At 58.2% G+C, this 17,880-nt stretch carries 19 protein-coding genes and 1 tRNA gene; 5 read left to right on the top strand and 15 right to left on the bottom strand.

The genetic code is table 11. From position 1 onward, the window contains the following. The first annotated feature begins 1 nt into the window (after position 1). Both WMO45_RS06780 and WMO45_RS06775 read left to right on the top strand, forming a co-directional pair. Complete coding sequence (locus WMO45_RS06780; protein ID WP_349139811.1) at positions 2-1,258, top strand: zinc-ribbon domain-containing protein; 1,257 nt, start codon at positions 2-4, stop codon at positions 1,256-1,258. A gap of 15 nt (positions 1,259-1,273) precedes the next feature. Continuing rightward, a complete protein-coding gene (locus WMO45_RS06775; protein WP_349139810.1) occupies positions 1,274-2,533 on the top strand; it encodes a zinc-ribbon domain-containing protein in 1,260 nt (419 codons plus the stop codon). 39 nt (positions 2,534-2,572) lie between these two features. On the opposite strand, the gene WMO45_RS06770 is transcribed toward WMO45_RS06775, so the two are convergent. From WMO45_RS06770 to WMO45_RS06715, 12 genes are all read right to left on the bottom strand, one after another. After that, complete coding sequence (locus WMO45_RS06770; RefSeq protein WP_349139809.1) at positions 2,573-3,283, bottom strand: GntR family transcriptional regulator; 711 nt, start codon at positions 3,281-3,283, stop codon at positions 2,573-2,575. Between the two features lie 480 nt (positions 3,284-3,763). Further along, positions 3,764-3,839 (bottom strand) — tRNA-Thr (locus WMO45_RS06765). Between the two features lie 413 nt (positions 3,840-4,252). Further along, positions 4,253-5,263: a tRNA (adenosine(37)-N6)-threonylcarbamoyltransferase complex transferase subunit TsaD gene (gene tsaD, locus WMO45_RS06760; protein WP_349139808.1), complete on the bottom strand. Its 1,011-nt coding sequence runs from the start codon at positions 5,261-5,263 to the stop codon at positions 4,253-4,255. Positions 5,264-5,266: 3 nt separating this feature from the next. Next, positions 5,267-5,860, bottom strand: a complete 594-nt coding sequence (locus tag WMO45_RS06755) for a GNAT family N-acetyltransferase (protein WP_349139807.1) — start codon at positions 5,858-5,860, stop codon at positions 5,267-5,269. Further along, positions 5,853-6,305, bottom strand: a complete 453-nt coding sequence (rimI, locus tag WMO45_RS06750) for a ribosomal protein S18-alanine N-acetyltransferase (protein WP_349139806.1) — start codon at positions 6,303-6,305, stop codon at positions 5,853-5,855. Before rimI ends, WMO45_RS06755 begins: the two co-directional genes overlap by 8 nt. Before the next feature lie 13 nt (positions 6,306-6,318). Beyond that, complete coding sequence (locus WMO45_RS06745; protein WP_349139805.1) at positions 6,319-6,555, bottom strand: hypothetical protein; 237 nt, start codon at positions 6,553-6,555, stop codon at positions 6,319-6,321. A 15-nt stretch (positions 6,556-6,570) separates the two neighbouring features. Beyond that, positions 6,571-6,813 carry a DUF6199 family natural product biosynthesis protein gene (locus WMO45_RS06740; protein ID WP_349139804.1) on the bottom strand — a complete coding sequence of 81 codons (243 nt, stop codon included), beginning with the start codon at positions 6,811-6,813 and terminating at the stop codon, positions 6,571-6,573. A gap of 3 nt (positions 6,814-6,816) precedes the next feature. Continuing rightward, on the bottom strand, positions 6,817-7,410 hold the full coding sequence (locus WMO45_RS06735) for an N-acetyltransferase (RefSeq protein ID WP_349139803.1): 594 nt from the start codon (positions 7,408-7,410) through the stop codon (positions 6,817-6,819). Positions 7,411-7,428: 18 nt separating this feature from the next. Then, entirely contained in the window at positions 7,429-10,092 is a 2,664-nt protein-coding gene (gene polA / locus WMO45_RS06730) for a DNA polymerase I (protein ID WP_349139802.1), read from the bottom strand. Between the two features lie 125 nt (positions 10,093-10,217). Next, the gene (locus WMO45_RS06725) at positions 10,218-10,697 is read right to left on the bottom strand and encodes a hypothetical protein (RefSeq protein ID WP_349139801.1); all 480 of its coding nucleotides are present in this window, start codon (positions 10,695-10,697) and stop codon (positions 10,218-10,220) included. Positions 10,698-10,749: 52 nt separating this feature from the next. Continuing rightward, the gene (locus WMO45_RS06720) at positions 10,750-11,268 is read right to left on the bottom strand and encodes an RNA polymerase sigma factor (protein WP_349139800.1); all 519 of its coding nucleotides are present in this window, start codon (positions 11,266-11,268) and stop codon (positions 10,750-10,752) included. A gap of 126 nt (positions 11,269-11,394) precedes the next feature. Then, positions 11,395-12,777, bottom strand: coding sequence for an MATE family efflux transporter (locus WMO45_RS06715; RefSeq protein WP_494337557.1), 1,383 nt, complete (start codon positions 12,775-12,777; stop codon positions 11,395-11,397). Positions 12,778-12,835: 58 nt separating this feature from the next. Here WMO45_RS06715 and WMO45_RS06710 point away from each other — a divergent pair, with 58 nt between their 5' ends. After that, complete coding sequence (locus tag WMO45_RS06710; RefSeq protein WP_349139799.1) at positions 12,836-13,087, top strand: kinase to dihydroxyacetone kinase; 252 nt, start codon at positions 12,836-12,838, stop codon at positions 13,085-13,087. A gap of 2 nt (positions 13,088-13,089) precedes the next feature. Here the strand turns inward: WMO45_RS06710 and WMO45_RS06705 are convergent, their stop codons facing one another. Then, positions 13,090-13,620 carry an NUDIX hydrolase gene (locus WMO45_RS06705; protein ID WP_349139798.1) on the bottom strand — a complete coding sequence of 177 codons (531 nt, stop codon included), beginning with the start codon at positions 13,618-13,620 and terminating at the stop codon, positions 13,090-13,092. A 69-nt stretch (positions 13,621-13,689) separates the two neighbouring features. Between WMO45_RS06705 and WMO45_RS06700 the strand changes: the two genes are divergently transcribed. Both WMO45_RS06700 and WMO45_RS06695 read left to right on the top strand, forming a co-directional pair. After that, entirely contained in the window at positions 13,690-14,865 is a 1,176-nt protein-coding gene (locus tag WMO45_RS06700) for a M20 family metallopeptidase (protein WP_349139797.1), read from the top strand. An 18-nt stretch (positions 14,866-14,883) separates the two neighbouring features. Next, positions 14,884-15,519 (top strand): DUF4230 domain-containing protein, encoded by a 636-nt coding sequence (locus WMO45_RS06695; RefSeq protein ID WP_349139796.1) that lies wholly within the window; start codon positions 14,884-14,886, stop codon positions 15,517-15,519. Positions 15,520-15,564: 45 nt separating this feature from the next. Here WMO45_RS06695 and cysS read toward each other — a convergent pair whose 3' ends face one another. Then, positions 15,565-16,977, bottom strand: coding sequence for a cysteine--tRNA ligase (cysS, locus tag WMO45_RS06690; protein ID WP_349139795.1), 1,413 nt, complete (start codon positions 16,975-16,977; stop codon positions 15,565-15,567). Continuing rightward, positions 16,974-17,633, bottom strand: coding sequence for a serine O-acetyltransferase EpsC (gene epsC / locus WMO45_RS06685; RefSeq protein ID WP_435387680.1), 660 nt, complete (start codon positions 17,631-17,633; stop codon positions 16,974-16,976). The genes cysS and epsC overlap by 4 nt, the downstream gene beginning before the upstream one ends. Positions 17,634-17,880: the final 247 nt, after the last annotated feature.

Below are 17,880 nucleotides of genomic sequence, written 5' to 3'. Positions count from 1 at the left end.
CTTGCACCAACAGACCTGTCCCCATTGCGGCGCAAGCCTGCCGGAAGACGCCGCCTTCTGTCCCCACTGCGCCAAAGACGTCCATCCCCGGAAGGACACGGGAAATCCCGTACCGCTGCGGAAAAAGCTGCTGCTGGGCCTGCTGGCCCTGGCGGTGGTGATCGCCGCCGGAGTGGGGATCTGGTACCTGAACCACCCCTATGTGCCCCGGGAATACGACGGGGTAGGCGAGGTGTACTATGAGATTGGCGGCAAAACCTACCAGTTGCTGGTAGCCTGGCCTGCCGACCGCTGCCAGGCCGCCCCCGATATCTACCAGTACGGCAGAGCGGACGATCTGACCCGCTGGCCCTCCCGGCTCTACGTCAACGACGCCGCCAACGGTGCCGACGGCTGGACAGAGTTTAAGCCTCTGGTGGAGGCAGTCACGGTGGAGGTGGTTCAGGACGAGGATGCCGGCAGCACCCTGACCGCCGAAGCCCCCTCCCACGATGAAAACTACCCCGACGTTGCCGGCGTGTCCTATCTGGAATTTGACGGCCTGTGCGGGGAGACCCAGGTGGTGTGGATCATTCAAATGAAGAACGGGGACGTGATCCGGGTGCGGCAGAACATCCACGTCACCCTGATCCACACCTACACCTACGACTGGCACGACTACCCCATGAACACCCTGGAGGAGCTCCAGGCCCTACTGAACCGGGTGGCAACGGAGGTACAGCCGGAGGACGAGCTGATTTTCAACCTGCCCCCGGTGACCTATGAGGGCACCCTGACCCTGCCCAACACCTGCACCCTTCAGGGCTGCACCGACGGCAGCGGCCGCACCGTCTTTATCGGCAGCGTTATGGCCACCCCGGAGCAGGGTTACTGGCTCAACTACCTGTTTGACATCGACTTTATGGGCAATGGCACGAATGTGGGTCTGTCCGCCTCCATCAACACCATGGCAATCGACTGCACCTTTACCGGATACAAAACCGGTATTCTGTCCTACGGCTCTGCCTGGACCGCCCCCATCGGGTGCACCTTTACCGACAACGAGGTGGGTTTCCACATCAACAGCACGGACGGCGGAGTCACCCGGGCCCTGTTCGACAATAATGTCTTTACCGGAAACAGCACCGCCGTGCTGCTGGAACATGTGCCCGCCGACGGCACCCTCTATTTTGACGGCTCGGTATTCTCCGGCAACGGCACGGATATCGACAACCGCTGCGGCTATGACGTAGACACCTCCAAAGCGGTTTTTGAGTAAAAAGGAGAGAGGAACATGGAACACAAATGCCCCCACTGCGGCGCGGTTTTGCCGGAAAATGCCGCCTTCTGCCCTCACTGCGCCAAGGACGTCCATCCCCGGAAGGGTACGGGAACGCCCGCTCCCCTGCGGAAAAAGGTGCTCCTGGGCCTGCTGGCCCTGGTGGTGGTGATCGCCGCCGGAGTGGGGATCTGGTACCTGAGCCGTCCCTATGAGCCCCAGGAGTTTGACGGTGTGGGCGAGGTGTACTACGAGGCCGGAGACAAGACCTACCAGCTGCTGGTGGCCTGGCCCAACGACCGGTGCGCCCCCGCCCCCGACATCTACCAGCAGGGCGCGCCGGACGAGCAGTACCGCTGGCCCTCCCGGTGGTACGTCAACGACGCCGCTACCGGCCAGGATGCATGGGGGGAGTTTGAGCCCCTGCTGGAGCAGGTCACGGTAGAGGTGGTGCAGGACGAGAACGCCGCGGATCCCCTGGTGGCCGGAGAGCCCAGCCACCGGGAGGACTACTCCCCCGACGCCGCCATGGTCTCCTCCCTGGACTTCACCGGCAATTCCGGGGAGCCCCAGGTGGTGTGGACGGTTCAAATGAAGAACGGGGATCTGATCCGGGTGCGGCAGAACATCCATATCAGCCTCATTCTCACCCATGAGTACCACTGGCAGGACTACCCCATGAACACTCTGGAAGAGCTGCAAAGCCTGATGAACGACATCGCCGCCCAGGTCAATCCTACCGACGAGGTGATACTCTACCTGCCGCCGGTGACCTATGAGGGGGATCTGGAGCTGCAGCGTTCCTTTGAGTTCCACGGCAGCACCGAAGGAGACCAGCGCACCACCCTGAAGGGCAGCCTCACCATGCTGGAGACCGGCAAATACTACTGGATCAACTACTTCTATGACATGGACTTTGTGGGAGACGGCACTGACACCGGCATCACCGCCCTGGCCAAGGTGTGGGCCATCGGCTGTTCCTTCACCGGCTACCAAAACGGCCTGCTGACCCAGGGAGGCGCCTGGGTGAATATCACCGAGTGCACCTTCACGGACAACGGGGTGGGGCTGTTCTACAACAGCACCGGCCAGTCCGCCACCGACGACCGCTTCTTCGACAATACCTTCACCGGCAACGGCACCGCCGTGCTGCTGATGAACGTGCCCACCGATGTGGTGATGTACTTTGACGGCAGCACCTTCTCCGGCAACGGCACCGATATCGACAACCAGTGCGACCACCCAGTGGACGTATCCAAAGCCACCTTTGCATAAAAAAAGCCCTGCCGGCACAGCCGGCAGGGCTTTTTTCTCTCAATCAAATAGGCCGTATTCAAACACGTTTCCCGGAGATGCCTCCCGATCCTCGAAGAAGTTGGGAAAGATCTGACGCAGTCCAATAATCTCCTGCTCCACCCGGTTGAGGTGGGCATCCAGCAGCGGCCGGACATCCGCCAAGGTCCCCTTGCGCATCGCATCCAGCAACTCCTGGTGTTGATGGATCAGCTCCGGCGGAACACCGTCTACCTTCAAGTTCAGCAGACGTACCCGGTAATAGTGGGTGCTGATCTGCTTCAACACATCCCAGATAAAGGCTTCTCCGGCAAACTGGAAGAGCAGGGAGTGAAATTCATCATCGTACTCCAGCATCTGCCCATGCTGATTTTCGCCGCAAATCCCTCGCTGTTTGTCGATTACTTCTTCCATCTGGGCCATCTGCTCTTCCTTTTTCTGCTCCATAAACGTTTCCAGCACCGATGTCTCCAGACGGCGGCGCATAGAATGCTCCTGCTTGACCCGTTTCAGGTTAATCCTGGATACGATGGTCTCCCGTTGAGGAAGTACGATGACAAGCCCGTCCTTTTGAAGACGAATCAACGCCTCCCGGACGGGCGTACGGCTGACCTTTAACTTATCCGCCAGCTCCTGTGTACTCATAGAAGTCGCCGGTTCCAGTGTAAGATCCAATATATTCTTCCTCAGAATATAATAAACCTGATCCTGAACGCTTACATTCCCTCTCATTCGAATATGCTCTCCTTCTTCGTCCGGCATATATACCATTTTTATCATGTTATCACATTTATCAAAAAAGTACAAGCTACCCCCCTTACTTTTTAGGCGAAAATCTATAGCATTCACTTATTTTTTAGAATGTGTGATAGCGGTATAACCCGCTCCAAGGGGGGAAAAATAATTCCTTTTTCGCTCTTTTTCCCTCTATACAGGTGAGAAAAGTTCTTCCAAACGTTTAAAAAAGATCAAACTTGTACTTTTCACTGGATATCTGATATAGGGAAATCATCTTATTTTCTATTGGAATTCAGTCCTTGTCCTGCTTTATATCCTGGAACGTCTGGCGCATCCATCGGAGCTTCTCAAGCGTCTATCGCATACTGCAAGGCGGTATGTAAACAGGTCGCGCACCATGTTCTTTTAGTGCCAACCTTCATAATAAAATAAATAACAAAAAATCCCCATAAACAGCGGTTTACGGGGATTTTTTGGAGCTGGAAACGTGACTTGAACACGCGACCTGCTGATTACGAATCAGCTGCTCTACCGACTGAGCTATTCCAGCACATTATATAGTCTGTCAGTGAGTTATAATATCATTTCTCCCCCATTTTGTCAATCCTAATTTGGTACTCTTTTTAATACGTCTCGTATAATTTATCGTTTGATTTTAACTCTGCAGACTTCCATGCATTTTCTTTCCTTCAATAACAAACAAGGCTTATTTTTTACTTTTATTTTCCACTCAAAAATCCCCCTTTTTTATTCTTTTACCCCTTTTTTATCACTCCTTTTTCTTCCAGTTAATTGACATAATTTTTTATGATGGCAATCTACAATAAGTTATCCACATTATCCACACCGTTTTCCACACTTTATTTTCCACTTTCTTTTTCTCATAAGTTTACATAATATGTACACAACATGCATTTTTGCACGTTTTGTGCCAAATCCTTTCAAAAAAGGGCTGACCATAGGTCAGCCCTTTCCGATGTTCCGGGTGGCATACGCATTGAGCGACCAGTCGCCCCGTACCCCGGCCAGATATTCATAATATCCCTGGCAGCCAATCATGGCGCCGTTATCTCCACACAGGTGCAGCGGCGGCAAATAGAGCTTGTTTCCGCTGGCCTGGCAGGCTCGCTCCAGATCGGCACGAATGCGGCTATTCGCCGCCACACCACCGGCTACAGCAATCTTTCCATAACCTGTTCTGCCGGCAGCCTCCATGACCCGTGGTACCAGTGTATCACTGACTGCGGCGGCAAAGGAAGCTGCCAGACCAGGCAGGTCCAGCGTTTCACCCCGCTGTACCGCATTATGGGCCAGGTTGAGCACCGCAGTTTTGAGACCCGAGAAGGACATATCCAGCGGAGCACCAGCCACATGCGCCCGGGGGAGTTCATAGCGCTTGTCATCCCCCCCTTGCGCCAGCCTATCCATGGGCGCGCCGCCGGGGTAACCGATCCCCAATACCCGGGCTACCTTGTCAAAGCACTCTCCCGCTGCATCATCCCGGGTCGCCCCCATGATCTTCATCTCGGTATAATCCTGTACGTCTACGATAAGGGTGTTGCCTCCCGAAACACACAGACAGACAAACGGAGGCTCCAGATCCGGGTGCGCAATGTAATTGGCGGCAATATGTCCACGGACATGGTGCACCGGCACAATCGGGACACCAAGGCCATAGGCCACCGATTTTGCAAAATTGACCCCCACCAGCAGCGCCCCGATCAGTCCCGGAGCATAGGTCACCGCTACAGCATCAATGTCCGCTTTTGTCACGCCTGCCTGGGTCAGTGCCTGGTCCGCCAAACCGGCAATAGCCTCAATGTGCTTGCGGGAGGCAATCTCCGGCACCACGCCGCCATAAATGGCATGCATATCCGCCTGGGAGGCAATGGCATCCGCCAGGACGGTGCGGCCATCCTTCACCACGGCCACCGCTGTTTCGTCGCAGGAGGATTCAATGGCAAGTATATTCATGGTTCATTCCTTCTTTCCGCAGTCAGAGGCCGGAATATGGATCATCCGGCGAAAAAGAACGGGCGGCATATGGTTCTGGTACAGTCCACGGTGGGCTGCCTGCAGCGCCTCAGGTTCCAACATACAGGAACCCGGCCATACCAGCATGGCATAGCGCACCCCAAAAATCAGTGTCTGGTAATCCAGCAGGCGGAATCCCGCCCTCTGGTAAAAGATCAGCCGGCGGCGGCGCTGGTGGTCCTTCTCTGGCGGTATCCCTTCCTCCGGAGCCTCTGCCTCCACCAGCAAGGGACAGGATTGCCCATACTGGGCCTGCAACAGCTCCAGCGCCTGGGTGCCTCTTCCCTGTCCCCGGCCTTCCGGGCATACTGCCAGGTAGTCCAGCAGGGCACAGCGCCCATCTTCTGTCCTCCACAGGAAGGCATAGGCTAGCAGCGTCTCCCCTTCGAACATTCCCCAAGTGTCATAGCACCCCATCTGACGCAGTTCTTCCATGGAAGCCAGGGGCCTCCGTTCCCTGCGCGGGAAATCGGCTTTGACATAAGTACGATAGATCTGGCGGAGCTGTGTTCCGGTCAGAAGCCGCAGCTCAGCCATGGCGATCAAACTCCACCGTCATCAGCAGGGCATCCTCGTGCTCCTCCCGATAGTAGTTTTTCCGCCGCCCGACCACCTGAAATCCCAGTTTCTCATATAGACCGATGGCAGCCACGTTGCTCTCCCGCACTTCCAGGGTGAGAAACGCCAGGTGGGCCTGCCCCAGCCGGAGATAGGCCCGCAAGATCTCCTCTGCCACCCCCTGGCGGCGGAACCGTGGATCTACCACGATCTTTTCCAATGTTCCCTCATCCAGGATGGCCCGCACCTCGCCGTAGCCCAGCACAGTACCGTCCTCTCCCTCAGCCACCACCAGGGAAATCATGTCATTGTATAGTTCCTGCTCCAGCAGACTCTCCGACCAGGGGTGGGCAAAGCATGCCCGCTCCAGTGCCGCCACTTGGGGCAGGTGGGATTTGTCCATAGGGACCAGTTTATACTGCACGCAAAACGCTCCTTCAAAAAAGAATCAACAGGATCAGATCGGTGAGCATCACCAAAAAAAGCACCGTTCCCGTCAGCAGCAGGACCATTCCCATCCACCGGGGGGCAAAATGATACCACTTGTCCCGGCGGGACCACACCTTGGCCCACCACTGCTCCAGCTTCTCGAAGCGCTGGGGACACACCAGCATCCAGATCCCCAGTGCTCCGCAGGCCAGCCCCAACAGGCACAATACCGCTCTTACAGTCACATACTCCCTCCTATCTCAGCCCAGCAGCCGAAGCAGCAGGGTCACCAACAGCACCAGCGTCAGCAGGCCACAGAAGATCATCAGCAGCGTGCCTACTACCCGGCTGATCGTCAGATACAATTCGGAAGGTTCTCCTCCCACTGTGTCCAGAAAGTGCTCCAGCTTCCAGAGCCACTCGGGATGAACTACCATCAGTACCCCCAAAGCCGTCAATAGGATACTGATCGCCAAAACCTGGACATGCTCCAGCAGTTCCATATCTTATTCCTCCATCCAATAGGGTAGCTCCGGGGATGCATCAGGCGGCGGGTCGATAACCACATCGGTCCGGGCCGGGCCGTAAATGGCACGGTGGGCCTTTTGCAGTGTATCCAGGTCCACCGGAGCTTCTCCCAGTACGAACACCTGACACAGCAGGCCGCAGTTAAAGCTCAGATACACCGGTGTACAGCCGTTCCGACGGTAAAAGGACAGCCGCCGCTCTCTCAGAGGCCGCTCCTCCGCCGGTCCCCCGGAGTCTGGCGCCTCCGCCTCCACAATCAGGACGCTCCCGTCCCGAAAACGCTCCCTCAGCAGGGCCAGCAGTGTTCCGCCCAGACCGCCGTTCCGCCGTGCAGCTGTGACACCCAAGTAGTCCAGCAGCACATAACCCGGATATTCCGGACAGCTCCACAGAGTGGCGTAGCCCTGCAGCAGAGGGCCGTCATACAAGCCCAGCAGCTCATATCTCCCCTGATCCATCAGCTCCCGGATGGCGGACAGCGGTTTCTGCTCACAAGGTGGGAAAGCGGTACACAGCTCCTGCCTGTACCAGGTCTCCAGCCCCTCCGGAAGGAGGGGCCGCAGCTCTGTCATGGTCTTTCCGCCCCCTTCTCAGTCCTTGGCCTCGGCCCAGCTCTTGCCCGCATGGGCCTCGGCGATCAGCGGAAGGGCCAGCTCCACCACCTGTTCCATCTCGGTCTCCAGCAGGTTCTTGACCCGCTCGGCCTCTTCTTCCGGGCATTCCACGATCAGCTCGTCGTGGACCTGGAGCACCAGCTTGGCCTGCAGGCCCTCCTCCGCCAGTTTGTCTCGGACCCGGATCATAGCCAGCTTGATGATATCGGCAGCGGTGCCCTGGATGGGCATATTGAGGGCGACACGCTCGCCAAAAGAGCGCATGTTGAAGTTGGAGGACTTGAGCTCAGGCAGCCAGCGGCGGCGGCCCATGAGGGTAGAGACATAGCCATCTGCCTTGGCCTGCTCTACGACCCGGGTCATATAAGCATGGACACCGGAATACTTTTCAAAATATTTTTCCATATACTCCTTGGCCTCGGACCGGGTAACCCCGATGTCCTGGGACAGGGAGAAATCGGAGATGCCATAGACGATACCGAAGTTTACCGCCTTGGCCCGCCGGCGCATTTCGTGGGTCACGCTCTCCGGGGGCACTCCGAATACCTGGGAGGCAGTGACGGTATGGATGTCCTCCCCACTGCGGAAGGCATCGATCATATGCTCATCCCCGGCGATGTGGGCAAGAAGGCGCAGCTCGATCTGAGAGTAATCGGCATCCACCAGCACCTTTCCCTCCGGAGCCACAAACATTTTCCGCAGCTCCGCCCCCAATTCCGTGCGGACGGGGATATTCTGCAGATTCGGCTCGGTGGAACTGAGCCGCCCGGTTGCAGTGACCGTGTTTTGGAAACAGGTATGGATGCGCCCGTCCGGGGCGATAACCTTGGTCAGGCCATCCACATAGGTGGATTTCAGCTTGGCCAGCTGACGATAGTCCAGTACCGCCTCTACAATGGGGTGCTTTCCCTTCAGTTTTTCCAGCACCTCGGCGTTGGTGGAGTAGCCGGTTTTGGTCTTCTTCACCGGAGGCAGGCCCAGCTTGTCAAAGAGAATGCGGCCAAACTGCTGGGTGGAATTGATGTTGAAGTGCTCCCCTGCCAGCTCGTAGATCAGGGTCTCGTCAGCCTGAATGCGCTCATCCAGCATGGAGCCGAACGCAGTGAGGGCACCCCGGTCCACCAGCATGCCCAGGTGTTCCATCTCGGCCAGCACAGGACACAGGGGCAGCTCCACCTCATAGTAGAGCTTATCCATGCCCAGCTCGGTGAGGCGGGGGGCCATGGCCTCCTTCAGCGCTCCAATCAGGGCGCAGTGGGACAGAAGGGCCCCCAGCACCGCCACCTCATCTCCCAGTGGAGTAAAGGCATCTTTGGCCAAGTAGGTATCCTTGGCCTTGGGATACTCGTGGTTAAACCACCGCATTCCCAGGGTCTCCAGCTCATAGCCGCCGTCAGTGGGAGCAAGCAGATAAGCGGCAATGGCAGTATCGAAGACAAAACCGCCGCCCTCAATCCCCTCGTCCAGCAGCCGGGACAGGAGCGTCTTTACATCATGGGTATTCTTTTTGATGTCAGGGGCAAAGAGAGCCTTTAGAACGTCGTTATACCCCTCCAACCGATCCGAGCGCAGGATGGCTGCATGGCTGTCCCGCTCCGTTTCCCAGTGCTCTACCACTACCACGTCCAGACTGGGCAGGGCCAGCACGTCCACGCTGTCCTGCTCCCGCCAAACCGCCAGCAGTTCTTCCGCCCGAGCCCGGTCGGTCACGTCCTCGCTGGTGCAGCTGCCGGTAAACTGCTCCTCCTGCTGCTGCACCTCACCCTGTGGGGCCTTCAGGCCCAGCTTGTCGATCAGCTTGTTAAATTCCAGCTTCAAAAACAGGTCGTACAGCGCGGCTGCATTGGGCTCCTGCCGCACATTGGCCTCAGGGGTAAAGTCGATGGGGGCGTCGGTGTGGATGGTAGCCAGGTCATAGGACAGCTTGGCCTGCTCCGCCCCCTCCGCCAGCTTTTTTAGTACGGCGGGCTTGGCCTCTATATTGTCCAGGTCTCCATAGATGGCCTCCACACTCTGGTAGCGCTGGATCAGATCCATAGCGGTCTTCTCACCGATCCCCTTGACACCGGGGATGTTATCGCTGGAATCTCCCATCAGCGCCTTCAGGTCAATGATGTGGATGGGCTCAAAGCCGTAAGCCTCCCGGAAGGAATCCGGAGTCATCTCTTTCGTGGTGGTCTGACCCATGCGGGTTGACACCAGCTTCACCCGGGTGGTATCGGTGACCAGCTGGAGGGAATCCTTGTCGCCGGTGACAATGACGGTATCCCAGCCTGCCGCTGTGTCCTTTACAGAGATGGTACCGATGAGGTCGTCGGCCTCCCAGCCATCCAGCTCATAGCGCGGGATATTCATGGCCTCCAGCACATCCTTCAGCACTGGCAGCTGGGCGGCCAGCTCATCGGGCATACCCTTCCGCTGGGCTTTGTAGCCCTCATAGGCCAGGTGGCGGAAGGTGGGGGCCTTGCGGTCGAAGGTGACACACAGAGCCTCCGGCTTCTCCTCATCCAACAGCTTGAGCAGGATGTTCACAAAACCATAGACGGCGTTGGTGGGTTGGCCGTCCTTAGTGGTAAGCAGCCGGATGCCGTAAAAGGCCCGGTTGATAATGGAATTGCCGTCGATGACCATGAGTTTCATGGAAGAACCTCCTGTGTCCCGCTCCCGGGACATAAAATCACAGAATATAGTATACCAGTTTTCCCCCATAACAGCAAGAAAAACCGGGCGGCCCAACAGGGCCGCCCGGCAGGGTGCCATCTGGTTTATTCCTCTGTGGTGGTGACGACAGATTCGGTGACCATGGATACCTCGCACTCTCCCATTTCCGTGCCGGCGGGCACAATGCTGGTAACCGCCTCAGGCTTTCCCTCCTCATTCAGTGTGACTTCCACCTGGACGCAAGCGCCCTCGTCCTCATACTCCCACAGGTAGCTGCCCTTCTCATTCAGCTCATCGGTAATGTCGGTCTCCTGGCCGTCCACAGTCAGGAGCACCCGGCCTTCCCTTTCCTCCAGGTTGACCTCAGGATAGCTCAGGCCAATGACCCGTTCTCCGGTATCCAGGGTCATATCCTGGCGGTACTCGCCTATGGCGATGGAAGAGCGGATGGTGGATACGATCCCTTCCAGCACCTCCGGATTGGCAGCACTGACGGAGATCACCAGCAGGGTGCACAGGGCCGCAGCGATCAGGCCCACACGCAGAGGGCGGCGGGCAGACTTTTTCTTGGTTTGTTCTGTCATGGAAATAACCTCCTGCAATCTTTCCTCGGAGAGGCGCAGCTCCGAGCATCGTTCACGGTATGCGTTCAGGTCGAACATATGGGTTCCCCTCCCCTTCTTCTTCCGCTTCGGACAGTGTTTTCCGCAGCCGGGCCCGGGCCCTCTGCAGCCAGGTCTGGACGGTAGACGGATTGACCCCCATGGCTGCGGCCACCTCCTTCACCGAGCACTCTTCGTAATAGTAGAGGTATATACTCAGGCGATATTTGGCATCCAGCGCCATTACCGCCTCAAATACCTCGCTTTTCTGGATCTCCGGCAGTTCTGTCGTTCCATCCCGCTGCTCCAGTGGCACAGCACGGCGGCGCCAGAACGAACGCAGCAGCCTCCGGCTCTCATTCACCGTCACCCGCAGCAGCCAATACTTTATATGCGCTTGCCCATCAAAGCTGTCCTCCTGCTGGTAAAGCTTGAGCAGCACCGTCTGCACCACATCCTCCGCGTCCGCTCGGTTTTTCAGCGCGTGATACGCCACCCGGTAAAGCATGTCGCCATAGGCCCGGGCCAATTGTTCAAATGTCTCATCCGTCATGGGAACTCCCTTTCTTCCTGATCATCTGTGAAAGGCCTTTCATGAAGAATACCCGCCGGCGCACCAAAAAATCTCACGCTCAGTAAAAAAATTGAGCGGGGCGCTCACTGGAGCGCCCCGCATACATTACACTTCGGTTCTTCCAAGGGAACGATAGACCATCACATACATCGTCAGCAGGCAGGCCAAGCCCCCCACTACATTGGAGATGGGCTCAGCCAGGAATACGCCGTTGACCCCAAACCCGATGACAGGCAACAGCAGGGTGAGCGGCGCCACGATAAAGGCCTTGCGCAGCAGAGAAAAGAAGATGGCCTGTTTTGATCGGCCCAGCGCCACAAAAACCGACTGCCCGATGAATTGAAAGGACATACAGAAAAACACGGCAAAATAGATGCGCATCGCCGGGATCCCCGCAGCCAGCAGATCCGATTCGTTGTTGAAGATGCGGATGAGCAGCCCTGGGATGGCCATCACCACCCCCCACACAACCAGAGAATAACCCATAGTCAGCACCGTGGTAAACCGGATCCCCCGGCGCACCCGCTCGTACTCCCCTGCCCCGTAGTTATAGCCCAACACCGGCTGACAGCCGTTGGTAATGCCCTGCACCGGCATGGAGATGACTTCACGTATGGAATTGACCACCGTCATGACGCCTACATACAGGTCGCCGCCGCAGCTCTGCAGCGTAGCGTTGCACAACACCTGCACCAGACTGTTGGTCATAGACATGACAAATCCTGAGGTGCCAAGGGTCAGGATGCGGCGCACCCGGTCCGGATGCAGCCGCATGGCAGACAGTTTCAAGCGGAGCAGCGCCCTCTGCCCGGTCAAGAATCGGAGCACCCAGGCTGCCGAGCACCCTTGGGAGATTACAGTGGCCAGAGCCGCGCCCCGTACCCCCATGTCCAGAACAAAAATAAAGATCGGGTCCAGCACGATGTTCACCACCGCGCCCACCGCAACCGTTACCATACCCATGCGGCTGAAGCCCTGAGCGTTGATAAACGGATTCATACCCAGGCTGATCATGACAAACAGCGTGCCCAACAGGTAGATGGTCAGGTAGCCGTTGGCATAGGGAAAGGTAGCGTCACTGGCGCCAAACAGATAAAGGATGGGCCTCCGGAACAACAGACACAGCGCGGTCAGCCCCACCCCGAAGAGCAGCAGCAGGGCAAAGGAGTTGCCCATGATGCGTTCGGCCTCCTCCTCCTCACCCCTACCGCGGTGGATGGAGCACAGAGGAGATCCACCCATGCCGCACAGGTTGGCAAACCCCATGAGGATCGAGATGATGGGCAGACACAAGCCCAAGCCGGTCAGGGCCAGATGTCCGGGCAGACGGCCCAGATACATCCGGTCCACCACGCTGTAGAGAATGTTGATCAGCTGGGCCACCGTCATGGGCAGAGCCATGTTGACAATGTTCCGGGCCACACTTCCCTGTGAAAAATCATTTTGCTTTGCGTAGGACGTTTGGCTCACCTCTTCTTGCAATTGCATTGGTTTTGCGGTATATCTATAATGTCTCTTGTAACAGAGCATCGAAAGGAGTCACATTATGCTGGAATATCGGTTTGATACGCAGCTGCTCATCGAAGGGCACGATCTAGATGAGGACGACATTCACGATTACATCACCGCCCACTTTGCCGGGGATTGCCTGCTGGTGGTGGGGGATGAGGATCTGATCAAGATCCATTTCCACACCAATGAGCCCTGGAAGGTACTGGAGTACGGTGCCTCTCTGGGCGACATTCACGACATCGTGGTGGAAAACATGCAGCGTCAGGAGGACGGGCTGCACGGCTGATCCTATCGTCCCATCCGGCTCCGGTGACTGCCCGGGACCCGCTGCATCCCAAAGAGCAGGTCGATGAGTCCACCGTGATACGGGATAAAGGTCCCCGCCGCAATCATCGCGTGGATCTCCTCCCGCCCGGCCCACCGGACCGCCTGGACCTCCTCCTTCTGAAGGGTGAGGGCCGCCAGATCCACCGGATACTCTACCAGATAGATATCGTCAAATCCCCTGGGAAAGCTCACGCTCAGCGCCGGGCGCTCCCCGCTCAGATCCAGGGAAAGGCCCAGCTCCTCCATGGTTTCCCGTTGGGCGGCCTGCCAACTGGTCTCCCCCGCCACGACCCCGCCTCCTGCGCTCAGGTCCCACAGGCCGTGCCAACGGTGGGTGTCCTGTTGGCGCTGCTGGATGAGCAGACGGCCATCCGGATGGAACAGGGCCACGTGGATCACCAGCCGGAAGGTGCCCGCAGGCGGGGCCTCTCCCCGCAGGGCGGTCCGCCCTAAGCGGTTGCGCTGCCGGTCGTAGAGATCATAGCGCTCCATTCCATCCCCTCCCATCGTAGTTGTTTTATTTTACTCTCTTCTACTTTATTTGGCAAGGAGGCATCCGCCATGACTGTTCTGGACCGCGCTCTGGCGCTGGAACCGGAGCTGCGCAAGTTGAAAGATCGGCTCCACTGCCACCCCGAGCGGAGCTTTGAGGAACGGCATACCACCGCCCTGCTCCGGGAAACCTTGTCCGCCCTGGGCCTGGAGCTGGTGGAATTGGGGATGGAGACCGGCGTCACTGCCGTCCTGCGCGGCACCCGCCCCGGCCCTACCGTGGCCCTGCGGGCCGACATTGACGCCATTGCCCAGCAGGAGCCATCCCACCCGGGGGCCTGTTCCCAGACACCGGGGGTCATGCACGCCTGCGGACATGACTTTCACACCGCTGCGCTCTATGGCGCAGCCCGTCTGCTCTGCGACTATGAGGAACCTCTGGCTGGAAATGTGGTCTTTCTCTTCCAACCCGCTGAGGAGATCACCCAGGGTGCGGCGGCCATGGTGGCACATGGTCTGTGGGACAAGCTGCCCGCCCGGCCGCAGGCTCTCTTTGCCCTGCACAACCGCCCCGAACTTCCCGCCGGACAAATCGCCGTGATGGAGGGACCCATCATGGCGGGCAAGAGCCACTTTACCATCGTGCTCCACGGTGTGGCCGGCCACGGCGGCTCTCCCCACAAATGCACCGACGTTATCGTGGCCGGGGCCGCGGTGGTAAACGCCCTCCAGACCGTGGTCAGCCGGGACACCGATCCTCTGAACAGTCTGGTGTGCTCGGTACTTTCGGTTCACGCCGGCACACCGGACAATTTTGTCCCCGATCTTCTCACCATGACCGGGAGCATCCGCTTTCATCAGGAGCAGGCCCATCAGAAGGCCCAGCGGCGGCTAAAAGAGCTGGCCCTGGGCGTTGCGGCTGCTTACGGCTGCCGCGCGGAGGTCTCCTTCCAGCCCGGCGTCCCCGCCACCGTCAATTCTCCCGCCATGACCGCTCTGGCCCGGAAAGCCGCGCTGGCCCTGGTACCTTCCGACCGGATTGTGGCCCCTGCTCCTGACATGGGGTCGGAGGATTTCGCCATTCTGGCTCAGGATGTGCCAGCCTTTTTCTACTGGCTTGGCTCCGGCTTCCCCGGACAGACCAATCCCTGCTGGCACAGCCCGCAGTTCCGCACCGACGACTCTGCCCTCCCCCTGGGGGCGGCCCTGCTGGCTCAGTCCGCCCTTACCGCACTGAACGAATGACAACCATGAGGTGAATCTATGGCAAACAACATCGACTCAGAATCCAAGCCCCGCCGCCGGCTGCGCCTGCGGGGCAAGCTGCTGGGGCTGCTGATCCTGATCCTGGCATTGGGGCTCTCCTTTTTCCTGGGAGCAGTGCTGACCCATCGGAACAGCGCTCCCACCATCACCACCGACCTCATCAGTCAACAGCTCAACGGCATCCAGGAGTTGGCCACCGTGGAGTATTACTACACCAACATGGGCCAATATGAAAATCAGCTGGATTTCTACGGCTGGAAGGTCCCCTTCACCACCAAGCGCTTTATTCTCTCCTACGATGCGGTCATCAAGGCCGGCGTGGACCTGAGTGCGCTGGATGTCCGCGTCACGGGCGACACCATCGCCATCACCCTGCCTGAACCCGAGATTCTCTCCCACGAGATTCCGGAAGACAGCATCCAGGTCTTTGACGAGACCCACAACATCTTCAATCCCATCCAGATCAGCGATTATACCGGTTTTACCCGGGACCAGAAGGCGCTGCTGGAGGAACGGGCCATTGAAAACGGTCTGCTGGACAAGGCCTCGGAGCAGGCGTGTACGGTGGTGGAAAATCTGCTGGAGCTGTTGCCCGGCATCGAGCACTATCAGCTTACCGTTTCCTGTGCATAAAAAGAGCGCCCCACATGGGGCGCTCTTTTTATCGGTTCCGGCGCGTTACACCCGTGTCCAGGTGGTGCCTTCTTTGCTGTCTTTGATCTCCACGCCCATGGCCTTGAGCTGGTCGCGGATGGCGTCTGCTTTGGCCCAGTCCTTGGCTTTCTTGGCTTCCAGCCGCTGGGCAATGAGGGCCTCAATCTCTTCCGCTCCCTCCACCGGGGCGGCCGCTTTCTCCCGCAGCGCGGCGGCCTTTTCCAGCAGGTCCAGTCCCAGCACCTGGTCGAAACTGCCGATCAGGGCGCGCTTGGTGGCGTCGTTGACGTCCGCCTTGAGCACATCGTACACAGCGGTGACACCCAGCGAGGTGTTCAGATCGTTACCCACCGCCTCGATGAAGGCGGTCTTATACTTGGCGACGGCTTCCTCATCCACCGGGGCAGGCCCGTCGGACAACGCGGCAATCCGCCCCACCAGCTTCTCATAGGCGGTCTTGGCGTTGTCCAGGTTCTCCCAGGAGAAAATCAAGCTCTTGCGGTAGTGGGACTGCAGGCAGAAGAACCGGTAGACCAGGGGGTCGTAGCCCTTCTCCTCCAGCAGGGAGACGGTGAGGAACTCGCCGCTGGACTTGCTCATCTTGCCGCTGTTGGTATTCAGGTGGTGGATGTGCACCCAGTATTTGCACCAGGGATGGCCCAGATAGGCCTCCGACTGGGCGATCTCATTGGTATGGTGAGGGAAGGCGTTGTCGATGCCGCCGCAGTGGATATCCAGGTGCTCCCCATTGTACTTCATGGAGATGCAGGAGCACTCAATATGCCAGCCGGGATAGCCCACACCCCAGGGAGAGTCCCACTTGAGGGCCTGGTCCTCAAACTTGGACTTGGTGAACCACAGCACAAAGTCGTTCTTGTTGCGCTTGTTCAGGTCCTCTTCCACACCCTCCCGGACGCCAACGGCCAGGTCCTCCTCATCGTGGTCGTTAAACACGTAGTACTTGGCCAGCTTGGAGGTATCGAAGTACACGTTGCCGCCGGCAAAATAGGCGTAGCCGGTATCCACCAGCTTGGAGATAACCTTGATATAGTCGCCAATCATACCGGTAGCGGGCTGTACCACATCGGGATATTTGATGTTGAGCTTCTTGCAGTCGGAGAAGAAAGCGTCGGTATAGAACTTGGCGATCTCCAGCACGCTCTTGTGCTCCCGCTTGGCGCCCTTTACCATCTTGTCCTCGCCGGTGTCCGCGTCAGAGGCCAGGTGGCCCACGTCGGTGATGTTCATCACCCGCTTCACATCATAGCCGTCGTAGCGCAGGAATTTCTCCAGCACATCCTCCATGATATAGCTGCGCAGATTGCCGATGTGTGCAAAGTGATACACGGTGGGCCCGCAGGTATACATGGATACTTTACCGGGCTCGTAGGGGACAAACTCTTCTTTCTTATGGGTCGCGGAATTGTAGATTTTCATAGATTCTTACTCCTTGCCTGTTCATCCATCATTTGTTCCAGCCATTCCAGCCGGGAGCTCAATGCCTGCAGTTCCTTCTGTACCGGGTCGGTCACGTGAATCTGATCCACCTGCCCGGCATAGTCCACCTTTTCCCCGCCGATGCGCACCACCCGGGCGGGCACACCCACCGCCGTGGCGTTGGGCGGGATCTCCCGCAGCACCACAGCGTTGGCCGCGATGCGGGAATTATCCCCCACCTGGAAGGGACCCAGCACCTTGGCGCCGGCTGAGACCATTACATTGTTCCCCAGTGTGGGATGGCGCTTGCCATGGTCCTTACCAGTACCTCCAAGGGTAACTCCATGGTAAAGCAGGCAGTCGTCCCCTATCTCGGCAGTCTCACCGATGACGATGCCCATACCGTGGTCAATGACCAGCCGCCGGCCGATCTTGGCGCCGGGGTGGATCTCGATCCCCGTCCAGCATCGGCTCCACTGGCTCACCAGCCGGGCCAGAAAAAACAGCCTGTGCCGGTACAGAAAATGGGCCACGCGGTGGTACAGCACCGCATGCACGCCCGGATACAACAGAAAAATCTCCAGCCGGCTCCTGGCCGCTGGATCGCGGGCCTGATAGGCCCGCAGGGTCTCACCTAGACGCGTCAGTTCGAACACCTCCCGGAAAAAACAAACGCCTCTTACGCCCAAAGGGGCATAAGAGGCGATACAATCGCGGTTCCACTCTCATTTCTTACTCGATGGCCGGTAACGGGGCCAGCCGGAGGGCTTCCACATCCCACACGCTCCCGGACGCACCTTCACCAGTTACCCCCCAGGCCCGCTTTCAGCCGGTGACGCGCCCTCTCTGTCAGGTACTCGCTGGTTACTCTTTCCGATCTTCACGTTATTCAACTGCTTCAGT

The sequence above is a fragment of the Flavonifractor hominis genome, assembly GCF_040095835.1.
Taxonomy (GTDB): Bacteria; Bacillota; Clostridia; order Oscillospirales; family Oscillospiraceae; genus Flavonifractor; species Flavonifractor hominis.
This window is presented reverse-complemented; position numbering and strand designations above follow the sequence as displayed.

Excerpts from the sequence above, each read along its gene's own strand:
- WMO45_RS06770 (WP_349139809.1), bottom strand. The coding sequence starts at position 3,283 with ATGAGAGGGAATGTAAGCGTTCAGGATCAGGTTTATTATATTCTGAGG.
- WMO45_RS06740 (WP_349139804.1), bottom strand. The coding sequence starts at position 6,813 with ATGGAACTGCTGGAGCATGTCCAGGTTTTGGCGATCAGTATCCTATTG.
- polA (WP_349139802.1), bottom strand. The coding sequence starts at position 10,092 with ATGAAACTCATGGTCATCGACGGCAATTCCATTATCAACCGGGCCTTT.
- cysS (WP_349139795.1), bottom strand. The coding sequence starts at position 16,977 with ATGAAAATCTACAATTCCGCGACCCATAAGAAAGAAGAGTTTGTCCCC.
- WMO45_RS06700 (WP_349139797.1), top strand. The coding sequence starts at position 13,690 with ATGACTGTTCTGGACCGCGCTCTGGCGCTGGAACCGGAGCTGCGCAAG.
- WMO45_RS06735 (WP_349139803.1), bottom strand. The coding sequence starts at position 7,410 with ATGACAGAGCTGCGGCCCCTCCTTCCGGAGGGGCTGGAGACCTGGTAC.
- WMO45_RS06710 (WP_349139799.1), top strand. The coding sequence starts at position 12,836 with ATGCTGGAATATCGGTTTGATACGCAGCTGCTCATCGAAGGGCACGAT.
- tsaD (WP_349139808.1), bottom strand. The coding sequence starts at position 5,263 with ATGAATATACTTGCCATTGAATCCTCCTGCGACGAAACAGCGGTGGCC.
- WMO45_RS06715 (WP_494337557.1), bottom strand. The coding sequence starts at position 12,777 with ATGCAATTGCAAGAAGAGGTGAGCCAAACGTCCTACGCAAAGCAAAAT.
- WMO45_RS06775 (WP_349139810.1), top strand. The coding sequence starts at position 1,274 with ATGGAACACAAATGCCCCCACTGCGGCGCGGTTTTGCCGGAAAATGCC.
- WMO45_RS06720 (WP_349139800.1), bottom strand. The coding sequence starts at position 11,268 with ATGACGGATGAGACATTTGAACAATTGGCCCGGGCCTATGGCGACATG.
- WMO45_RS06705 (WP_349139798.1), bottom strand. The coding sequence starts at position 13,620 with ATGGAGCGCTATGATCTCTACGACCGGCAGCGCAACCGCTTAGGGCGG.
- WMO45_RS06725 (WP_349139801.1), bottom strand. The coding sequence starts at position 10,697 with ATGACAGAACAAACCAAGAAAAAGTCTGCCCGCCGCCCTCTGCGTGTG.
- WMO45_RS06755 (WP_349139807.1), bottom strand. The coding sequence starts at position 5,860 with ATGGCTGAGCTGCGGCTTCTGACCGGAACACAGCTCCGCCAGATCTAT.
- WMO45_RS06695 (WP_349139796.1), top strand. The coding sequence starts at position 14,884 with ATGGCAAACAACATCGACTCAGAATCCAAGCCCCGCCGCCGGCTGCGC.